Source organism: Alloalcanivorax balearicus MACL04, from assembly GCF_025532145.1.
GTDB lineage: Bacteria > Pseudomonadota > Gammaproteobacteria > Pseudomonadales > Alcanivoracaceae > Alloalcanivorax > Alloalcanivorax balearicus.
In genome coordinates this window covers 17,029-36,554 of the sequence record NZ_ARXS01000038.1, presented here as the reverse complement: position 1 = coordinate 36,554, position 19,526 = coordinate 17,029, and the positions used below count along the sequence as shown (strand labels likewise).

The following is a 19,526-nucleotide window of genomic DNA, read 5'->3' as shown; positions in this document are numbered from 1 at the left end:
CATAGAATCTCCCACAGCGGCTTCGTAGTCCAGTCTGTGGGAAGCTGCCTGGGCAGCGAGCTGGCGTGCCGAGGCGCCATTCCACAATTATGGGGCAGTGCTGGTCCGTGGACTGCTCCCGCAAAAAGGTCTGGCGTCCGACCAAAATTTTCCCCCATCACTGTCCCTTTCCCGATCTCGTCCGTCATCACAGATGAACAAGGATGAGAATGGGAATTGATATTAATGCAGCGCTGTCTCCGACCCCGCTTCGCCATGGGCATCCTGGCGGCGGTCTTTCTGCTTGGCGGCCCCGGCCAGACCCGGGCGCAAGCCGAGGCGTCCTCCGTGACGCAAAGGCACTACCAGATACCCGCTGGCGCCCTGGCACCGGCGTTGAATCGCTTCGCGCTGGAAGCCGGAGTGGTGATGTACTTCGATCCCGGTCTCACCGAGGGCAAACACACTCGCGGACTGCGCGGACACTATGCCGTACCGGATGGGTTCGCCGCGCTACTGCTCGGGACCGGCCTCAGCGCCGAGCCGGAAGCGCGGGGTCAATATGTATTGCGCCAGGAAGGCGGAGAGGGCGACGACCACGCCAACCCGTTGCCGCGGGTGACCGTCACCGGTGAGCTGGACCCGCGCGGGAGGGCCTATCGCACGCCGGGGTCCATGACGATCATCTCCCGGGATCAGATCGACCGGATGCCGCCGCGCAATACCTCCGATGTGTTGGCGGCGGTGCCCGGCGTGCATACCTCGCAAAGCCGCCAGGATCCGGGGGTGTCGGTGAATATTCGCGGCCTGCAGGATTTCGGCCGCGTCAATGTGATGATCGACGGCACCCGGCAGAACTACCAGCAAAGTGGCCACGGCAGCAACGGCCAGGTGTACGTGGATCCGGAATTGCTGGCCGGCGTGGATATCAGCAAAGGCCCCAGCTCCGGCGCCGGCGGCGCGGCGGTGATCGGCGGCATGGTCAACTTCCGCACCCTGGACGTGGACGATCTGCTCAAGCCGGAACAAAAAGCCGGCGGGCGCGTCAACGCCACCACCGGTGATAACGCCTACCACTTTTCCGGCAGTGTCGCCGGCGCCGTACGCGCCAGTGACAACGTGGATCTGATGGCGGCGGTGAGCCGTAAGAACGTGGGAGCGTTCAAGAAAGGCGAACGGGGCGGCAACAGCGGCGGCTATTGGCACGGCACCAGCCAGTTCACCGGTCAGGAGCAGTGGTCCGCGCTACTGAAAAGCACCTGGCGCTTTGCCGAGGATCAGTCTCTCAAATTCAGCTACATCGGCCTGCGAGCGGATTTCGATGAAGGCAGCAATACTGCGCCCGGCAGTGACGCCACCGATGAAAACCAGATCCACTCCGACACCTTCCTGATCAACTACGCCTTCTACCCCGGCAGCCGCTGGTGGGACCTGGACGCCAGCCTCTATTACACCCGCACCCGCAATGACGAGTATCGCCCGGACGATCCGGACGACGACTACGGCGAGTTTGATCTGCGTTATGAGACCAACACCGTCGGCGGCACCCTGGTGAACCACATGCAGGTGCTCGTCGGCGATTGGCGCGGCTCTCTGGACTTAACCTATGGCGGTGAGTTTTACCACGACTGGACCCGACCGGATAACGGCGGTGATGAGCGCGGCGCCGATTGGTTTGCCGGCCCGACGCCGGAAGGGGAGCGCTCCGTGATCAGCGCCTTCACTACGGCGCGCCTGGCCCATTATGACGGCTGGGAATTGACCGGCGGTGTGCGTTACGACTGGTTCCGGCTCGAAGGCGACGGCGAGATGTTTGTTGGGCGGCAGGAGAACGAAGACGGCGTGCGCCCGCCCTACACCCTTCTTTATAGCAAGTTCGACGTGGCCCGCCACGATGGCTTTGTCTCGCCGACATTGAAAGCCGCCTGGCAGGTGGCCAATCCATTGCAACTGTTCGCCAGCTACGGCCAGGGCGTGCGCCCGCCGGCCATCACCGAGTCGATCATGTGGGGCGCCCACATCGGCAATACCTTTCCGTTCTTTCCCAATCCCGGTCTGGAACCGGAACGTTCTCGTACCTGGGAAGTGGGGGCCAATCTCAACTGGCAATCCTTGTTCAAGAACGGTGATCGCCTGCGCATGAAAGCCGCCTGGTTCGACACCCGCGTCAAGGACTACATCACCCAAGGGCGGGTCATTGGGCCTGCCCCTGGAGCCAGCACTTCCCAATCCCTGGCGTTCGTCAATCTGCGGGACGAGGTACGTTTCTACGGCTTGGAATGGCAGGCCGAATACGACGCCGGCGGTTATTTCCTCGAAGCCAGCTGGACGCGGACCCTGCACGATTTGGGGCGGGGCGGTTATGACCCTTACCCGCTCGGCTGCTTTACCGACTGTCTGCCGACCACGATCGGCGACGCCAACGGCGGCGGCATGTTCTATCTGTTACCGCCGGTGAAGAAAGGCACCTTGAGCGCCGGCCTGCGTCTGCTCGATCGCAAACTCACGCTCGGCGCCCGGGCCCGCTACGAAGACAACGATGGCCGCGGCGGCAGCGCCTACGAAGACGTGGTGGACTGGACCGTCTACGACGCCTGGGCCAGCTACCAGCCCAATGATCGCCTCACCCTGCGGCTCGCGGTGGACAACCTGCGCGACCGCAACTACGCCGAACTCAACGGCCTCTCTTACTGGATCGCGCCGGGCCGCACCGTTACCGGCACGGTCTCACTGAAATTTTGAAGGAAGGAGTGTTTTGATGACACCGCATTCACTAACAAGTCCCCGTCCCTGGCTGGCGGGATTGGGCACGGCTCTGTTGTTGATCACCTCTTCGACGTTAGCGGATGTGACGCCAGAGATATTGCATCGGTTTGTCGATGGCGAAAGCACCGGGCCTATTGCCCCGCCCGTGCTGCTTCCTTCCGGCGAAGCCTCGGTCCTGGTGGGTGTGGCCCCTCCGGGATCCAGCAGTGCCGGGACCGTGCGTTTCTACGCTTATTCGTTGGAAGACGGCGGTTTCACTTCCGCCGATTTTTCCGACCCCGGTAGCGGCGCCAATCCTTCTCCGGTGGTGGCGGATGACTCTTCGATGTACTTCCTGACCAATCCGCTTTGCTTCAGCGGCACGTGCCTGGGAGCGCCTGGTGTGTACGGTTGGAAGCCGGGCGAGGACGATGCGCCTGTTTCCCTGGTCGTTACGCCGGAAGATCCCGCCACGGAGTTTGGTGGTGATCTTACTCCCCGTGGCCTGTCGGTGGTGGATAGCCAGGGCACGCTCTATTTCGGCGGTGGTTCTGGGAGCGCCGGCAATGGCCTGTTCCGGCTTTCCGCCGAAGGGCAGTTGGTGGAACTGGTGGATTTCGAGAACCATCGGCAAGGGGACGCTACCTATTTGCTTGGCCAGCGGCCGGTGGCGCTGGTGTTGGATGAAGACGCCAAGGTTCTGTACGGCCTGGCGGGACGCGACCAGTCTGACGGCGTTGGTGATCCCGATGCCGTCCCGGACGGCGACCAAAGCATGGGTACGCTGTTCTCCATCGATCTGTCCCAGGCTGCCACCGATGGCACCACACCGATGACCTTACTGCGTACCTTTGCCAAGGACGCTGACGGCTGCTCGGCGGCCAGTGTCGATAGCTGTTTCCACGGCAGCCACACCGGGCAGCACGCTTTGGTACAGGTCGGGGAGTGGTTGTACGGCACTTCCTTCAGCACGCTATGGCGCTTCCAACCCGGCGATAGTGACAGCTTCGCGGTGGTGCATGCCTTCGGGGAAGAGGCCGGCGATGGCCGTCTGCCCTGGGGACCGCTGGTGCTGGCGGAAGACGGCAACCTCTATGGCACCACCCGCCGTACCGTGGCGGAAGAGGGCGCCGTGGATGGGGCGGGTGTTCTGTTCCGTGTACGCATGGGACAAGCGGATGATCATTCCGACGATCAGTACGAAGTACTGCATGCCTTCGACGTGGAAGCCGACGGCGCCTTGCCGGCGGGACTCAGCGCCGGAGCCCTCGATGGAACGGTGCAGACCTTGTACGGCGCCACCACTCGGGGCGGCCAGGCGGGCAATACCGTCTCCACCAACGACGCCACCGGCTTCGGCACCCTGTTCGCCGTCACCATCGAGCTGCCGGTAACCGCGGACATTCAACTCAGCGCCGACCCGGAAACCCTCACCCTGAATGAAAGCACCACCCTGACCTGGTCGGTGAGCAACGCTGACAACTGCTCGGGGGAAGGTGACTGGGGCGGCGTCAAAGCCACGGAGGGCAGCGAAACCATCACGCCTTCCCTGGACGGCGAACTCACTTTCACCCTTGCCTGCGTGGATGCCAATAACGAGCGCGTGGAAGCGAGTGTCACCGTGACCGTGGAACCGGCGGAGGATGGCGGAGACGGTGATGGTGATAACGGCGGTGACAGTGGCGGTGGCTCCTCCGGTGGTGGAGGCGGCGGCGCTTTGTCCCTGCTGTGGCTGTCCGTTCTGGGGTTGCTGACGGTGCGCCGCCGTCGCCGCTTCTCTCTCTGATTTTTGCTGGCGGGCAGGTCCCCGTCGGCCAAGGTGCAACCGAACGCCAGCCGTGCCGCCAGCCTCGGACGCCCCGCCGCAAAAACGCGGCGGGTCTCTACCCCGTAATGGGGCACATTAAACAGAGCTAAAGGAGTACCTGTAATGAGCGTAACCGTAACTTACTCAACGACGTTTGGTGACTACGAAAGTTTTGGTTGGGAAGACGATCAAGGGATCTATGAGGAAGCGACCGTGGGAGGAACCTTTGAAGAACAAAATGGTTTCCTGCCAGCCTTCAATGACATCTTTTCCATTGCCGATCACAGTGCCAACCCTGGCGCCTTTGCCGGCACTGAGGATCCGGACCCGATCGTGGATCTGGGCATCTGGGACGCCTTCGGGACCTTCTCCGGTACCCAGTACGCAGCTTCTGCTGAATACGCAGGGGTGGACCTCGGCTTTATCGTGGAAGCGGCGGACGGCTCCTATCTGAACTACACCTTCTTCGCCAGCCCTACTCACACCATCTATGGGGAAATTGGTTCCATTACCTTCGGCGTCGGCCTGCAGCAGGACAGCAATGGCCTGTATTACTTCGATGAGGAACTGGTGACCATCGACGGCCTCGACACCATTGGCCTCAACGGTGGCGTGGACGGCAACGGCGACGTCATCGACCGCACCACCGGTCTCAACGATACCCACAACATCGTCAATGGCCTCAAGGATGGGGACGCGTCCGCGCTCTGGGCCGTGCTGGATGCCGCTGGCTACTACGAAGCCTATGAAGGGGCTGCGCTGACCGAGGTTCTGGGTGTTTCCGAAACCACCGAAACCGAACTGGAACTGGCCGCCTGATCGGCCCGCTCCGGTTTTCCTGACCGGCGTCCGCCTCCGGCGGGCGCCGTTTTTCAGCTTGGGAAGAAACAACATGCGACGCCTTGGATTCTGTCTGGTCACGCTCCTGTTGCCGTTCGGTTTATCCGCGCCCGTTTTGGCGCTGGAGCCGACCATACTCACCGCCAACGGCGGCCCGAAACCGGAAGAGTACGAGGGCGTTGGACGGCCGGTGGTGCCGCCGCTGCTGGCGCAAAACGGCCGCCTGTATGGCCTGGATCATTTCCGTAACGTCTTTTCATTGAACGATTACCCGGGCCACTCCTGGGAACTGGTGGATTTGACGGATCTGGGGTTGAAAATAGTCAGCGGGCCTCTGGTCCAGGATGCCCGGGAAGACCGGGGTTTTTTGTACGTGGCGGGATTCCGGCCGGAGAGTCTGTTTGATGAGTTGGACACCGGCAGACTGGTGCGTCTGGATGCCGACGGCACCCATCCCGAACCGCTGGTGGACTTGATCGAGCCCAACGGCGTGCTGGTGATCGATGACAACCGGCTTTATGGCCTGGACAAGGGTCCGGAAGGCAACGGCCGCCTGTTTGCGATGGATCTGGATGCTCAGACGCCGTCACTGGAAACACTGCATACCTTCAGTGCCGGACCCCAGGGGCGACGCCAGTACCCCAACGGCATGATCCTCGGCTCCGATGGCTGGCTTTACGGCGTTACCGCCTATGTCCGTGGCCTGCCCTATGCGCCGGGTACGTCTTCCGCTTTGGATACCCCCACGGGCACCGTTTATCGCATTGATCCGAGTCTGGGCTCTGAGTCGTTCCAGATTCTCCACACCTTCACGTTGCAGGAAGGGGAGATCCCCTGGCAGACCCGCTCCGGGGACACCTACCATATGATGAGCAGTGCCTCATCAGGAGGGCGCGATTACGTTCTGGCCTGGCTGGTCGAGGGGGCGGACGGCTTTCTATACGGTACGCTGGGGGTTGGCAATTGCACCTCTCTGGGCACTGGTGAGCCCGGCACTTCGCACTTTCTCTTCTCTTTGCCGCTGTGTAATGGTCTGGAGGCGGCACGGACAAACCTGGATAAATATCTGTCCGCGCCGCCCCATTATGACGGCCCCAATCTCCATGGCGCCGTTTACCGGCTGGCACGGGAAGGCGAGGCTTTCCATATTCTGCATCAGTTTACCGGCGGCGAAGGTGGCAGCCAGCCGCGCGGCCCTCTGGTGGCGGCGGATGGCAAGATCTATGGCACTACTCGGGGGGGAGGCCGTCTCAGCGGCGGCAGGGCGATACCTGGCGATCCGGTGGCGTTGCCGCCGGAAGACGAGCTTGCTTATCGCGGCGCGCTTTACAGTATCGATCTCTCGAAGATAAGAATCGGTGATTCTGGAGTAGAGGCTGATGGCTTCGAATTGGTACATGGCTTTGTCAATGGATCGGACCAGCAGGGCAATGTACGTTACGACGGTTTGCAACCCTTGGGGTTGGCGCTCGGGCACAACGGTAAGATTTATGGGGTGAACCTCTATGGCGGTGGTTATTTCATTAACCATAAGGGTAACCTGCAAGAACGAACTGGCACCGTCTACCGTCTCTCCAACGAGCCGGAAGCACACGTCAGCGTCACCATCACTCCCGGAGAAATCGAGGTAGGCGACACCGCCTTGCTGGAATGGAGCACGGTGGACGCCAGTTACTGCCAGGCCAGCGGTGGCGTCGACGGAGATGGCTGGGCCGGTGCGAAGGCGGACTCCGGCTATCTCGAACTGACGCCCGAAGCCGGTAACTACTATTACACCCTGACCTGCGAAAGCACCCTGGAAGGCGGCGGCCAGGTCGGCGACGTGGCCTCTCTCGGTGTCGGCGCGCAGGACCGCACCACCGACGAACAAACCCGAGAGTACGGCAACGGCGGCGGCAGCCCGTCCTGGTGGCTGCTTGCGGGCATGGCATTGGTGCTGGCGGCCCGTTCCAAGCGGAGCGCCCGGCAATGAAAAAGACCAGGGACGATCTGCGCGCGGCGCTGGCGTTGCAGCGCGGCACTTTCGTTTCCGTGGGCGTGTTCAGCGCGGTGATCAATCTGCTGATGCTGGTGCCGGCGCTGTATATGTTACAGGTCTACGACCGGGTGCTGGCGTCCGGTAATGGCGTGACGTTGCTGATGCTGACGGTGATCGCCCTGGGGCTGTACGCGCTGATGGCCGCGCTGGACTGGTTGCGTGGTTTGCTGGTGATTCGTGTCGGCGAAGCCCTGGACCAACAACTGGGTGAGCGTGTTTACGACGCCGCCGGCCGGCATGGCTTGCAGGGCGGCAATCTGTCCTCGGCCCAGGCGTTGTCGGATCTGAATCAGCTGCGCCAGTTCTTCGCCGGCAGTGCCTTGTTCGCGTTTTTCGACGCCCCCTGGGCGCCGCTCTATTTGATCGTGCTGTTTCTGTTTCATCCGCTACTGGGGGCCTTGGCGTTGCTGGGCGCTCTGGTATTGCTGGCGCTGGCGTTCGTCAACGAACGCTGGTCCCGGGCGCCGTTGAACGAAGCCAGTGCCTTGTCCATCAACGCCGGCCGCCTGGCCCAGGAACACTGGCGCGGCGCCGCCACCATCAAGGCGTTGGGTATGGGCGGCCGTCTGCGCCGCCGCTGGCGTGAGTTGCAGGACGGTTACGTGGACCATCAGCACCTGGCCAGCGAACGCAGTGTGTTGATCAGCGCGGTGACGCGGGCGCTGCGGCTGGCGCTGCAATCACTGATGCTCGGCGCCGGCGCCTGGCTGGCGATCCACGGCCAGGTCAGCGCCGGCATGATGGTGGCCGGTTCGATTCTGGTGGGCCGCATGCTGGCGCCGGTGGAGCAGGTGGTGGGCGCGTGGCGTCAGTGGAGCGGTACACGCATCGCCGTGAATCGCTTGCAGGCGTTGTTGCAGACGCACCCGGAGCCGCCTCGGGGGCTGAGTCTGCCACGCCCGCAAGGCGCGTTGATGGTGGAAGGGCTGACGTTGATGCCTCCCGGCGCGGAACGTCCAAGTTTGGCCAATGTGCGTTTCGAGCTGACGCCGGGAGACGTGCTTGGCGTGGTCGGGCCTTCCGGTTCCGGCAAGTCGTCCCTGGCGCGGGCGCTGGTGGGATTATGGCCGCCGCGCGCCGGCAAGGTTCGTCTGGACGGTGCGGACCTGCACGGCTGGCCGGCGGACGAATTGGGCCCGGCGATCGGCTATCTGCCACAGGAGGTGGATCTGTTCGCCGGCACCGTGGCGGAAAACATCGCCCGCTTCGGCGAACTGACCGGCGGTGCCCAGCAGGCGGTGATCGATGCGGCGCGTCGCGCTGGCGTGCACGACATGATCCTTCGTTTGCCCCAAGGCTACGACACCGTGCTCGGCGAGGATGGCGGTGGCTTGTCCGGCGGCCAGAAGCAGCGGGTGGCGTTGGCGCGGGCGCTGTACGGCGAACCGGCGCTGTTGGTACTGGATGAACCCAACGCCAATCTCGATGACGTCGGCGAGGCGGCGCTGGCGGAAACCCTGAAAGCCTGGAAGGCGCAAGGTCGCACCGTGGTGTTGATCACCCACCGGGCGGCGGTGCTGGCGGTCACCGACAAGGTGCTGGTGCTCAAGGACGGCGTGATGCAGAAGTTCGGCGTTACCGCCGAGGTGATGGGGCAGCGCCGGCCGGCGGCGAAACCGGCGCCCCGCGTGTCCTACAGCTTCGGCGCTGAAGGAGGCGGGGCATGAATGCACGCATGGAGCCGCCGCTGGATTCCCTGGTAACGAAGCCGCGGCCGGGTGCCGGTTCGCGCCGCCGTGGTCAGCGCAAGCTGGTGTTGTGGGGCGGCGTGACGCTGCTGGGCGGGTTTGCCGCCTTTCTGCTGTGGGCGGTGCTGGCGCCATTGGATGGTGGCGTGGCACTGGAAGGCACGGTGACCGTGGATGGTTATCGCAAGCGTATTCAACATCCTGCTGGTGGTGTGGTGGCCGAGGTGCCGGTGACCGAAGGAGAGAGCGTCAGCCAAGGGCAGACACTGCTGAAACTGGACGCTCAAGTGGCGCGGGCGGAGCTGGCCTCCGCGCGGTTGCATCACGCCATGGCGGTGGCCGGTATCGCGCGCCTGGAAGCGGAAAGACAAGGACTTGAGACCCTGGCCCTGGAGCCGGCACTGGCGCGGCAGGCCGCGTCCGACCCGATACTGGCCTCGGCGCTGGAAGCACAGCGGCAGCTTTTTCGCAGCCGCCAACTGGCGCTGCAAACCGAACGCGCCGGCCTTGAACAGGCGATGGCCGGTGCCGAGGCGCGCTGGCAGGGCCAACAGGCACAGCAATCCAGTTTGCGGCAACGTCTGGCCTTGCTGGATCAAAGGCTGGCGGCGTTGCGGCCATTGGCGGAGCAGGACTACGTGCCTCGCAACCGGGTATTGGAACTGGAAGAGGAACGGGCGCGCCTGAGCGGTGAGCTGGCCGCCACCGGCGCCTCGGCACGGGCGGCCCGGGCCGGCTTCGGCGAGGCGCGGGCCCGGCTGGACGCCCTGCGCGACAACCAGAACCGGGACGTGGAACAGGCGCTGGCCGAACACCGCTTACGGGCCGCCAGTGAAAGCGAGCGGCTGGCCAACGCCCGCTTCCAACTGGAACACAGTGAGATCACCGCGCCGGTATCCGGCCGGGTGGTGAACCTGCAGGTGCTGACCCGGGGCTCGGTGATCCGTCCCGGTGACGTGGTGATGGAACTGCTGCCGGCGGACGAGCCTTTATGGGTGGATGCCAGGGTACCGGTGGATCGTATTGATTCGGTGCACGCCGGTTTGCCGGTGGAGTTGATGTTCACCGCCTTTAATCGCGCCAGCACACCCCGCATTCCCGCCACGGTGGCGCGGGTGTCACCGGACCGGCTGGAGGATCCGCACAACGGCCAGCCGTATTACGCCGCCCGTCTGCGAGTGGATCAGGAGGCCCGTGCCGCGCTCGGTGATCTGGTGGTGCAGCCGGGCATGCCGGTGCAGGCGTTCGTGCGTACCGGTGAGCGTTCGCTGATGAGCTATCTGTTCAAACCGTTGCTGGATCGCATCCCGCTGGCGCTGGAGGGGCAATGATAAAAACGCCAGCCCGTTTACGTCCGGCCGCTTCCCGCGGACCGAACCACGAAGCCGCTGTAGGAGCTTGCCTTGCAAGCGAAAGCTCCCAAGCGCCAAAGAAATTCGCATGCAGCGGCCCGCCGCCCGGACCAAGTTCCTACAGCAACCTTGTAGCTCAACAGGGTTGGCTTTGGCGGGCCGGATGGCTGCTGCTTTTGCTATGTCTGAGCCCGCTGGCGTCAGCGTTGACGCTGGAACAGGCGTTCGATGCGGCGCTGCGCCATGAGCCGGAGTTCCAGGCGGCGATTCACGACCGCCGCGCCGCCGGCGAGTTCAAGGTCCTGGGCCGGGCCAATCTGCTGCCGACCTTGGCCTACAGTTATTCCTGGGGCAAGAACTGGTCCGAGGTGGAGCAGGATTCCCTGTTCGGGCCGGTAACCGAGGAGCGGGATTACCGCAGCTACAGCTCCTCGTTGAGACTGGAGCAGCCGTTGTTCGATTACGGCGCCTGGGTGGCACGGGATATAGGCCGCCTGCGAGCGGCACGGGCGGAACTGGAATTCGAGGCTCGCTTGCAGGAACTGGTGGTGAAGGTATCGCGGGCCTACACCGACACCCTGGTGGCCTGGTCGCGGCGCCGCTGGGCTCGGGAACAGACGTCGGTATTAAAGGCGTTGCTGGAGCGTAATGAGGCATTGCGAAAAGCCGGCGAGGGAACTCTGACCGAGGTGCTGGAAACCCGCTCCGGCTCGCCGCCGAGGAGCAGGCGAAGGTGGCCGAACGCCGTTTGACGCAACTGACCGGTGTGGATCTCAGCGGCTGGCGACCACAGGCCCAAGGCGCGGTATCGCCGTTGCCGCTGGACGGCGATCTGGCCCGCTGGCGCGAACAGGCCCTGCGCCATAGCCCGGTGTTGGCGGTGCGGCGTGAAGACGTGGCGTTGGCGGAGCGGGAAGTGGACCGCCAGAAAGCGGGCCATTGGCCCACGGTCAGTCTTTACGCCAGCACTCGGCGCACCGATTCCGACAGCGAGAACACCTACGGCCAGCACTACGATACCGACAGCGTCGGCGTGCAGGTGCAAGTGCCGCTGTACGCCGGCGGTGGTGTGGCGGCTGCTCGCCGTCAGGCCGCCGCCCGCCATGATGCCGAGCAGCAAAGGCTGCTCTCCGCCCGGCAGCAGCTGTTGTTGGCGGTGGAGCAACGCTTTCGTGACTGCCGCGGCGGTGCTTCCCGCCTGGAAGCACTGGCCGAGGCGGTGACGAGCGCCGAGCAATTGGTGGAAGCCACCCGCCAAAGTCTGCGCGGCGGTGAGCGGAACAACCAGGACCTGTTGGAAGCGCGCCGGCAATTGCACGAGGCTCGTCTGGAATGGCTGGGCGCCGGTTACGACTATCTCAACGCCTGGCTGGAACTGCATCAGCAAAGCGGGGTTCTGGGCGTGCGCGAACTGAAAACCGTGGACCGGGCATTGTCCTTTTCGCCGGCTCACTCGTCATAACTTATACAAGCCTCTTTATCGGCATCCCCCATTGGCATCGCATATAGGAATCACCATGACTCAGGCCGACACCGTGGATCTTATGGAAAAACCCCTGTCCTTGTGTCTCAAGGAAGGCACCCATGAGATCCATGAAAACCTGGATAACCGTTTGTCCGGCTTCGCGCCGTTCGCTGATGAACAAAGCTATCGCCGCTTCCTGCGCATGCAGTTGCGGCTGCAATGTGCCACCGCGCCGCTATATCAGGCGGAGGAACTGCAGAAGCTGTTCCCCGGCCTGGCGGCACGGTCGCGCTTGCCGGAAGTGGAAGCGGATTGCCGTGATCTGAACGTGAGCGATTCCGATCTGTCCTTCGATCGCCTGGCGGGTACCACCGCCTTGATCACGGGCATGCCGGCGGCGGTGGGTTGGTTATACACCAATGAAGGTTCCAACCTGGGCGCGGCTTTCCTGTTCAAACTGGCGCGGGACAAGCTGGGACTGAGCGAAAGCCATGGCGCCCGGCACCTGGCTGGCCATCCGGACGGGCGCGGCCTGCACTGGAAGCGCTTCAAGGCGCAACTGGATGCGCTGGCGTTCACGGAAGAGGACAAAGCACAAGCGGTGCGTGGTGCGCGGGATGCCTTCGCCTTTGTCAATTCGGCGGTGGAAGAACTGATGGCGGATTTGCCGCGCCCGGCGTGAACAGCATGCGCATTCTGCTATGGCGGGCGCTGGCGTTACTGGCGCTGGCCACCGCCATGCTGGGGGTAATACTGCCCGGATTGCCGACGGTGGAGTTCCTGCTGTTGTCGGCCTGGGCCGCCGGGCGCGGCTGGCCGGCCCTGGAACGGTGGCTGCTGGCCCATCCCCGTTTCGGGCCGCCGATCCGCCGCTGGCGCGAATACGGCGCAATCTCCCGTCACGCCAAGTGGATGGCGACCCTGAGTATGTCCATTGGTGTGATATTGATTCTGATCTCCTCGCTGCCGCACTGGGCCAAGGGCCTGCTGCCGCTGACCATGGCGGTGGTGCTGCTGTGGTTGTGGCGGCGACCGGAGCGGGAGGCGGAGTATCAGACCGACGAGTAACTATCGATCACCCGGCGATACTGGCTGGGAGCCGCACCGATATGTTGTTGAAAGAAGCGGGTAAAATGGCCTTGTTCGGAAAAGCCAAGGGTTTCCGCCAACTGGCATAATGTGCCGGCGCGCTCATGTTCCAGCCAGCGGAAAGCGTGGCGCATACGTATGTCATTCAGCATCAGCATTGGCGACATGCCGGTATCATGGCGGAATAGCATGAAGAAATGTGCCCGCGACAGATCGGCGGTGTGAGCTGCGTTCGCCAGGCATTGAGGGTCGTTGAAGTGGCTTTGCAGATAGGCACAGGCACGGCGGATGCGGGCGTCCTGAAAACGGTACCGCGGCATACAGACCTGCCTTTTCAGTTCGTGCCATTGGGAGTGATCCTCGATCAAGGCGATCAGGAAGTCGAACAGGAGGGACTCGATGTGTTCTCTGAGTACCAAATCAGAAGAGTAGCATTCGGCAATCAGGCAGTCGGCCAGGCGTCGATGTGTACTGCTCAATGCGATATGTGGCCGTGAGAAAAAGCCCGGGTGGGCACAAAGGGCCAGCGATTTCTGGATATTGGTGAGCCAGGTGGGCTCAATGTAGAGCGCCAGGATTTGAGTGTTGGGGGTGTTCGGCTGGTGATCGTAGAAATGGGGTTGCCAAGCATTCACCAATACCGCGCTCCGATCGGTGAGTGGTACCCGGTGACCGTCGACGTTGAAATAAGTGTCCGCGCCGGACACCTTCACAAGTACATGGCACTCATGGTGGGAATGCGTGGTCAGCGGGCGGTCCATATCGAGCAAGGCAATGCGGCCGAACAAACCGTGGAATACGCGTCGGGCAATGGACATTGCTAACTTCCTCCAGGTCGATTCGTGGTTGAATGCAATGGAGTGGGGGGAATGAAACGCAGGTCATCGGGGGTATCGATATCGAGATGAACGCCTGAATCGTTCACATTGATCAGAAGGCGAGCCCCTGGATTGCGGGCGATGATAGGAGCTGCGCTAGAGTTCATCTCTGGCTTTCCCCCGGTAGACGCGTAGCACATCAGCCACCACCGCCAGAGCAATCTCCGCCGGCGTTTTGCTGCCCAGGCCAAGGCCAATGGGCATATGAATGCGTTGGATTTCCGCGTCGCTTAGTCCGGCTACCCGTTTCAGACGTTCCGCTCTTTTCGCGGACGTTCGTACCGAACCCATCACGCCAATATAGAATGCCGGTGTCCGTACCGCCTCCATCAGAGCCAGATCGTCGATCCTCGGATCGTGGGTCAGGGCCACCACGGCGGTGGTTTCGTGACAGCCGCCGGAGGCGATATAGAGGGAAGGGAGGATGGGTTGCACGTCGATGCCGTCGATCAGCACGCCTTGTGCTTCTTCACGAGGATCGCAGGCAATGATTTCGCAGCCCAGCTCGCGGGCAAAGCTGGCACAGATCCGGGCCACCGGGGAGACCCCCGCCAGCAATAGCCGTAATACCGGGCCGATCCGGATCTCCACCTGCTCGTCCTTTACCTGAGCCGCCTCGCCACCCTGGTCGGGACGCAAGGTGAGCGCGCCGGTGGTGAGATCCACGCAACGCACCTGGCGGCGTTGACCGCGCAGGGTGGCCACCAGGGCCTCCAAGTGGGAGAACCAGTCCTGGCTGGGAGGACGGTGTTCTATAAGGACCTGAAGAATACCGTCGCAGGGCAGACGGAAACGGCGCCGCTCGTCGTCGTTGTCACCGTAGCGAATGATGCTCACGGTGTCGCGAAAGGCACCCTGGCAGAGGCTGTTCAGAAACTCTTCCTCCACGCAACCGCCGGACAGGGAACCCGCACAGGCTCCGTCGGCACGCGCCACCAGCATGGCTCCGGGGGGGCGTGGCGCGGAGCCGAAGGTGGAGAGCACCGTGCACAACCAGACTTCGTGACCGGCCCGGGACCATTGCAGAGCCTGCTCTATAACCTGCAGATCAAGATGTTGCATGGTTCTGATCCGAGTCCGCGGCGGTGTCTTCCCGCCAGCGACGGACCACACCCAGTTCGATGTCGAACAAGTCCAGGACACGTCCCAGACTGTGATCCACCATTTCGTTGAGGGAGGTCGGGCGGGCGTAGAAAGCCGGTACCGGCGGTGTAATGATCGCGCCCAGTTCCGCCAACTCCATCATGGTGCGCAGGTGGTTACGATGCAGCGGCGTTTCCCGGACCATCAGAGCCAACCGCCGTCGTTCCTTGAGAATCACATCGGCCGCGCGAGTCAGCAAGGTGGAAGTGACACCGCTGGCGATTTCGGACATGGAACGTATGGAGCAAGGGGCCACGATCATGCCCATGGTCTTGAACGAGCCGCTGGCGATGGCGGCGCCAATGTCTTGATTGGCGTAGTGAACGGAGGCCATATTCTTGAGCTCCGACCAGGATAAACCGGTTTCGTGCGCCACGGTAATAAGCGCGGATTTGCTAACCACCAGATGGGTTTCAAGCGGCGTGTCGCGCAGCAGTTCGAGCAGACGCACACCATAGATGGCCCCGGAGGCCCCGGAGATGGCGATGATCAAACGTTGTGATCGGGAATCAGTCCAGTTCATGATCGATGGCGCCCTCCTTATAGAAGTGAATGGCGTTGAGGCCGGTCACCAGGGTTTTGCCGATAATGTCGACGAACAGGCGCGCCGCCGGAGACAGAGGGTGGCGGTTATCGTGCACGCACACCATGCTGCGAGTCAGTCCCGGATTGTCGAGCGGGTAGGCGCGCAGGGCGCCTTCCTCCAGACCCGGGCGCAGCACCGTGGCGGGCAGTATGCTGACGTAGTCGCTGCGGCGCAGAAAACTCTCGATCACGGTGAGATCGTCGAGTTCCAGCGCCGGAGTCAGTTCCTGCCCCAGCGTTGCCATGGAATGGTCGATAACGATGCGCAGGCCATGCAGCCGCGAGGGCAGCACCAGTTTCAGTTTGCTCAACGCCAATAACGGTACCGGCGTCGGCACTCGCAGCCGGTTGGCGGCGCCGGTAGCCACCAGCAACTCCTCGTCCACCAGGTCGATGCGGGTAAGACGTTCTTGCTGGAAACTCTGGTTGATAACAGCGAAATCCAGATCCCCGGAGAGCACCCGGTCAATCAGATTCTGGCTGTAGCCGTAGCTGATTTGTAGCTCCACGTTGGGGTGATGCTCAACGAAATAGGCCAGGGTGCTGGCCAGGGCCTGATTGGCCGCCGAGGCGATAAGACCCGCATGGATGCGTCCGCTGATTTCCCCATTGCGGTGAATGAGGGTTTGCCGTGCCTCCAGAAGCTGGCCGAGCAGCGGCATGAACAACCGGTACGCCTGCTCGCCGGTTTCAGTGGGGATCATGCCCTTGGAGGTACGCTCGAACAACGGCTGCCCGAGTTCCTCCTCCAGTTTTGAAATTTGCATGGAGAGGGCGGGCTGCACGATGTTGAGCCGCTGAGCGGCCCGTGTCACCGACCCTTCCTCGTAGAGGCAGGTAAAGTACTTCAGCTGGCGTAGCTCCATAGCGGCCTCGCTCTTGCCGGCTCAGACCGTCCCGACACTCTGGTACACGTGCTTGAGTTCGGTGAAGTCCAGCAGGGCGTCATAGCCGTGCAGTCGCCCGAGGCCGCTTTTGCGATAGCCGCCGGTTTCCGCTTCGGCAAACAGTTTGTTGTGGTCGTTGATCCATACTGTACCATCTCGCAATGCCCGGGCTACGCGCAGGGCGCGGGCCCCGTGGTTGGTCCAGACGCTGGCGGACAGCCCGAAGTCGGTATGGTTGGCGCGCGCCACCGCGTCCGCTTCGTCCTCGAAGGCTTCCAGCACCAGCAGTGGCCCGAAGATTTCCTCCTGGCAGAAGAAAGCGCCGCTGTCGCGGTGATGAATCAGGCTGGGCGTCAGGAAGGCACCGTCAGCCAGGCCGGCATCATCCGGTATGCCGCCGGCCAGCAACACCTGATCGCAGCTGTCCTGGGCCTCTTGGATACGCGCACCAACCTGATCCCGGGCATGCCGGTCGATCAGCGGGCCAATGCGGGTGGCGGCGTCCAGCCCATGCCCCAGAGGTAACGCCTTCAGCGCCGCGCTCAAAGCGGCCTTCATCTGCTCCAGGCGGCTGGCCTGCACCAGCACCCGGCGGGCGGCGGTGCACTGCTGGCCCGATATGATGGTGGCCGCCGCTGCCAGTTTCGGTGCGATGGCGTCGATATCCGCGTCCTCGAACACCAGGCAGCAGGATTTGCCGCCCAATTCCAGCGACAGTTTTTTCATGGTGGGGGCGGCGTCCTGCATGATACGCGTGCCGGTGGCCGTGGAGCCCGTGAAACTGAGCACGTCCACTTTCGGGCTGGCGACCAGATGGGCGGCGCCGGCGTGTCCGCTTTCCATGAACAGGTTGACCACCCCGGGCGGCAGCGCCTTCTGTTCGAGCAGTGGAGCCATCACGGCGGCATTGAACAGGGCGGTCTGCGGTGCCGGTTTGACCACGGTGGCGCAGCCAGCGGCAAGCGCCGGAGCCAGAGCGCGGATCAATAATACGCCCGGTGCGTTCCAGGGGATGATCAGACCGGCCACGCCGGCGGGTTCGCGAAACATCGTGGAGAATTCGCCGGGGGCCACTTCCATGGCCGCTCCCGGAGTGTGCCGGGTGAGGCCGGCGTAATACAGAATCTCCGAAAGGGCGCCGCCGACTTCGCCCTGGGACTGGGCCAGCGGCTTGCCGTTTTCGCGGGTCAACAGATGAGCCAGTTTTTCGCGCCGCGGTTCCAGGGCTGCCGCCCAGGCCAGCATGACCTGTTGGCGCAGGCGCGGATTTTGCGCCCATTGTGGCGTGTTGAACGCCAGGGAAGCGGCGTCCACCGCTGCCCGGGCCTGCTGCTCACCGCCTTCGGCAAAGGCGCCGAGCACTTCGCCGGTGGCCGGGTCCAGGCTGTCCACCCAGCCTTCACCGTGCAGCCATTCGCCGTTAATGAAATGCCGTGCCTGCATCTTGTTATTCTCCTTTGCCGGTGTGGTAAAAGGGCTGCCACCGCCGCGAGTGGGGGGATGGCTACCGGGGCTGGCTGGAAGGCATCAATCGTTGTTGCCAGTCATCGCCGGCGGGTTCGCTGATGGCGGTGAGATCCACGTCCTCCTCACCGGGCACGCGAATGCGCTTGAACCGCATGGCTGGCGCATCCACAGGCACGGTGGCGTCGAATCCCATCTTCGAGCCGATGCCGTCGCGGGTGGAAGGGTCCAGCTTGGAGCCCTGGCTGTCGTGGATCAGCACCAGATCGCGGTCCGCCTGGAAACGGGTGGCCACCGCCCATTCTACTTCGTTGGGGTCATGGATATTCACGTCGGAGTCCACCACCACTACGTGTTTGATGTCGTAGTGGCCGCCGAGTGCACCGAGGATGACGTTCTTGCCTTCCCCCTCGGAGCGTTTGTCGATCTGCACGTACAGGTGATAGCGGCACACACCGCCGTGCGCCAGATGTACATCACGTACCGACGGGAAGCTGCGGCGCAGGTGCGCCAGCATGGTGGCTTCGCGGGGAATGCCGCCGAGCAATAAGTGCTCCAGGCCGCCGCCGACAATGGTATGGAACATGGGGGCGCGGCGATGGGTAATAGCATCTACTTCGATGACGTGGCGCTCGGCACGTTCACCGTAATACTGAGGGAATTCGCCGAACGGACCTTCCTCCTCGCGGGTATGAGCCAGCAAGCGCCCTTCAATGACGATTTCCGCTTCCGCAGGCACGCGAATGCGGTTGGTGACACATTGCGCCACCCGCAGTGATTCGCCATGCAGGGCGCCGGCGATTTCCAACTCGTCATGATCGATCGGTACGATGGCCTGGGACGCCATCAGCGTCAGCGGGTCGCTACCGATTACCACCGCCACCTCCAGGTCCTCACCAGCCTGCTCCGTTTCCTGAAAGTAAGCCAGAGTATGGCGTGGCAGCAGCAGGGCGCCGAGCCGATTGGCGCCGCTCACCTGCAGACGATGAATGGAGACGTTCTGCACCCCGGTACGGGGATTACGGCTGATCAAAAGGCCGGCGGTGATGTAGGGGCCGCTGTCGTGTTCATTGTGAGTGGGAATCGGCAGTTGGGCGTTCAGATCCACCTCTCGGTGCACTACCTCCTGGCAGACCGGCGTTTCCACCTCGCGCCAGGGAATCGGATTGAGACTGGCCTCCTGGAAGCGTGCCAACACCTGGGCAGGCGCCACGCCCATGGCTTCGGCCATCCAGTCACGATGAGACAGCAGACCGGAAATCACCGGAATGGCATGGCCGCCGGGACGCTGAAACAGGGAAGCGGCGTGCCCATCGAGCCGGTTGGCGATGGCCGCCACCTGATACCGCAAGTCCGTACCGGGCTCGATCACGCTCAGCCGTTGGCTCTTTTGCAGATGATCCAGCCAACCGCGCAGACTGGCGCCCACGGGCGGGGTGGAGGCGGCGGCGGTGTGGGAAGGCAAGGAGGGCATGTCGGCGTCTCTTTGTCGGTTTTTGTTTGACCGTCATGCTATAAGCCGGATCGATGCCTTCCTATTAAGCATTTCTGATGCACGTCATCAGC

16 protein-coding genes are annotated in these 19,526 nt (G+C 63.1%); 10 read left to right on the top strand and 6 right to left on the bottom strand.

All coding sequences use genetic code 11. From position 1 onward, the window contains the following. The first annotated feature begins 225 nt into the window (after positions 1-225). The 10 genes from MA04_RS20420 to MA04_RS20375 all read left to right on the top strand — a co-directional run bounded on the left by MA04_RS20420 (position 226) and on the right by MA04_RS20375 (position 12,982). Positions 226-2,721 carry a TonB-dependent receptor gene (locus MA04_RS20420; protein ID WP_262462561.1) on the top strand — a complete coding sequence of 832 codons (2,496 nt, stop codon included), beginning with the start codon at positions 226-228 and terminating at the stop codon, positions 2,719-2,721. A gap of 16 nt (positions 2,722-2,737) precedes the next feature. After that, on the top strand, positions 2,738-4,510 hold the full coding sequence (locus MA04_RS20415; RefSeq protein ID WP_262462559.1) for a hypothetical protein: 1,773 nt from the start codon (positions 2,738-2,740) through the stop codon (positions 4,508-4,510). Positions 4,511-4,654: 144 nt separating this feature from the next. Continuing rightward, positions 4,655-5,350, top strand: coding sequence for a heme acquisition protein HasA (locus MA04_RS20410; protein WP_262462557.1), 696 nt, complete (start codon positions 4,655-4,657; stop codon positions 5,348-5,350). A 73-nt stretch (positions 5,351-5,423) separates the two neighbouring features. Further along, a complete protein-coding gene (locus MA04_RS20405; RefSeq protein WP_262462555.1) occupies positions 5,424-7,343 on the top strand; it encodes a hypothetical protein in 1,920 nt (639 codons plus the stop codon). After that, complete coding sequence (locus MA04_RS20400; protein WP_262462553.1) at positions 7,340-9,076, top strand: type I secretion system permease/ATPase; 1,737 nt, start codon at positions 7,340-7,342, stop codon at positions 9,074-9,076. Before MA04_RS20405 ends, MA04_RS20400 begins: the two co-directional genes overlap by 4 nt. Next, positions 9,073-10,428, top strand: coding sequence for an HlyD family type I secretion periplasmic adaptor subunit (locus MA04_RS20395; RefSeq protein ID WP_262462552.1), 1,356 nt, complete (start codon positions 9,073-9,075; stop codon positions 10,426-10,428). The genes MA04_RS20400 and MA04_RS20395 overlap by 4 nt, the downstream gene beginning before the upstream one ends. A 197-nt stretch (positions 10,429-10,625) precedes the next feature. Further along, positions 10,626-11,201, top strand: coding sequence for a TolC family protein (locus tag MA04_RS20390; protein ID WP_262462550.1), 576 nt, complete (start codon positions 10,626-10,628; stop codon positions 11,199-11,201). Beyond that, a complete protein-coding gene (locus MA04_RS20385; RefSeq protein WP_262462548.1) occupies positions 11,183-11,911 on the top strand; it encodes a TolC family protein in 729 nt (242 codons plus the stop codon). The genes MA04_RS20390 and MA04_RS20385 overlap by 19 nt, the downstream gene beginning before the upstream one ends. Positions 11,912-11,966: 55 nt before the next feature. Continuing rightward, positions 11,967-12,596 carry a biliverdin-producing heme oxygenase gene (locus tag MA04_RS20380; RefSeq protein WP_262462547.1) on the top strand — a complete coding sequence of 210 codons (630 nt, stop codon included), beginning with the start codon at positions 11,967-11,969 and terminating at the stop codon, positions 12,594-12,596. A gap of 5 nt (positions 12,597-12,601) precedes the next feature. Further along, positions 12,602-12,982 carry a YbaN family protein gene (locus MA04_RS20375; RefSeq protein WP_262462545.1) on the top strand — a complete coding sequence of 127 codons (381 nt, stop codon included), beginning with the start codon at positions 12,602-12,604 and terminating at the stop codon, positions 12,980-12,982. Here MA04_RS20375 and MA04_RS20370 read toward each other — a convergent pair. The 6 genes from MA04_RS20370 to MA04_RS20345 form a co-directional block, all read right to left on the bottom strand. After that, entirely contained in the window at positions 12,967-13,821 is an 855-nt protein-coding gene (locus MA04_RS20370) for an AraC family transcriptional regulator (protein WP_233916650.1), read from the bottom strand. The genes MA04_RS20375 and MA04_RS20370 overlap by 16 nt on opposite strands. A gap of 156 nt (positions 13,822-13,977) precedes the next feature. Then, positions 13,978-14,943: an XdhC family protein gene (locus MA04_RS20365; RefSeq protein ID WP_233916651.1), complete on the bottom strand. Its 966-nt coding sequence runs from the start codon at positions 14,941-14,943 to the stop codon at positions 13,978-13,980. Next, positions 14,930-15,547 carry a UbiX family flavin prenyltransferase gene (locus tag MA04_RS20360; protein ID WP_233916652.1) on the bottom strand — a complete coding sequence of 206 codons (618 nt, stop codon included), beginning with the start codon at positions 15,545-15,547 and terminating at the stop codon, positions 14,930-14,932. The genes MA04_RS20365 and MA04_RS20360 overlap by 14 nt, the downstream gene beginning before the upstream one ends. Then, entirely contained in the window at positions 15,534-16,475 is a 942-nt protein-coding gene (locus tag MA04_RS20355) for a LysR family transcriptional regulator (protein WP_233916653.1), read from the bottom strand. The genes MA04_RS20360 and MA04_RS20355 overlap by 14 nt, the downstream gene beginning before the upstream one ends. A gap of 21 nt (positions 16,476-16,496) precedes the next feature. Continuing rightward, entirely contained in the window at positions 16,497-17,939 is a 1,443-nt protein-coding gene (locus MA04_RS20350) for an aldehyde dehydrogenase family protein (RefSeq protein WP_262462542.1), read from the bottom strand. A 61-nt stretch (positions 17,940-18,000) separates the two neighbouring features. Then, a complete protein-coding gene (locus tag MA04_RS20345) occupies positions 18,001-19,434 on the bottom strand; it encodes a UbiD family decarboxylase (RefSeq protein WP_262462540.1) in 1,434 nt (477 codons plus the stop codon). Between the last annotated feature and the right edge of the window lie 92 nt (positions 19,435-19,526).

Bases quoted from the DNA above. Each gene is read 5' to 3' on its own strand.
- MA04_RS20420 (WP_262462561.1), top strand. From the start codon at position 226: ATGCAGCGCTGTCTCCGACCCCGCTTCGCCATGGGCATCCTGGCGGCG.
- MA04_RS20415 (WP_262462559.1), top strand. From the start codon at position 2,738: ATGACACCGCATTCACTAACAAGTCCCCGTCCCTGGCTGGCGGGATTG.
- MA04_RS20410 (WP_262462557.1), top strand. From the start codon at position 4,655: ATGAGCGTAACCGTAACTTACTCAACGACGTTTGGTGACTACGAAAGT.
- MA04_RS20405 (WP_262462555.1), top strand. From the start codon at position 5,424: ATGCGACGCCTTGGATTCTGTCTGGTCACGCTCCTGTTGCCGTTCGGT.
- MA04_RS20400 (WP_262462553.1), top strand. From the start codon at position 7,340: ATGAAAAAGACCAGGGACGATCTGCGCGCGGCGCTGGCGTTGCAGCGC.
- MA04_RS20395 (WP_262462552.1), top strand. From the start codon at position 9,073: ATGAATGCACGCATGGAGCCGCCGCTGGATTCCCTGGTAACGAAGCCG.
- MA04_RS20380 (WP_262462547.1), top strand. From the start codon at position 11,967: ATGACTCAGGCCGACACCGTGGATCTTATGGAAAAACCCCTGTCCTTG.
- MA04_RS20375 (WP_262462545.1), top strand. From the start codon at position 12,602: ATGCGCATTCTGCTATGGCGGGCGCTGGCGTTACTGGCGCTGGCCACC.
- MA04_RS20370 (WP_233916650.1), bottom strand. From the start codon at position 13,821: ATGTCCATTGCCCGACGCGTATTCCACGGTTTGTTCGGCCGCATTGCC.
- MA04_RS20365 (WP_233916651.1), bottom strand. From the start codon at position 14,943: ATGCAACATCTTGATCTGCAGGTTATAGAGCAGGCTCTGCAATGGTCC.
- MA04_RS20360 (WP_233916652.1), bottom strand. From the start codon at position 15,547: ATGAACTGGACTGATTCCCGATCACAACGTTTGATCATCGCCATCTCC.
- MA04_RS20355 (WP_233916653.1), bottom strand. From the start codon at position 16,475: ATGGAGCTACGCCAGCTGAAGTACTTTACCTGCCTCTACGAGGAAGGG.
- MA04_RS20350 (WP_262462542.1), bottom strand. From the start codon at position 17,939: ATGCAGGCACGGCATTTCATTAACGGCGAATGGCTGCACGGTGAAGGC.
- MA04_RS20345 (WP_262462540.1), bottom strand. From the start codon at position 19,434: ATGCCCTCCTTGCCTTCCCACACCGCCGCCGCCTCCACCCCGCCCGTG.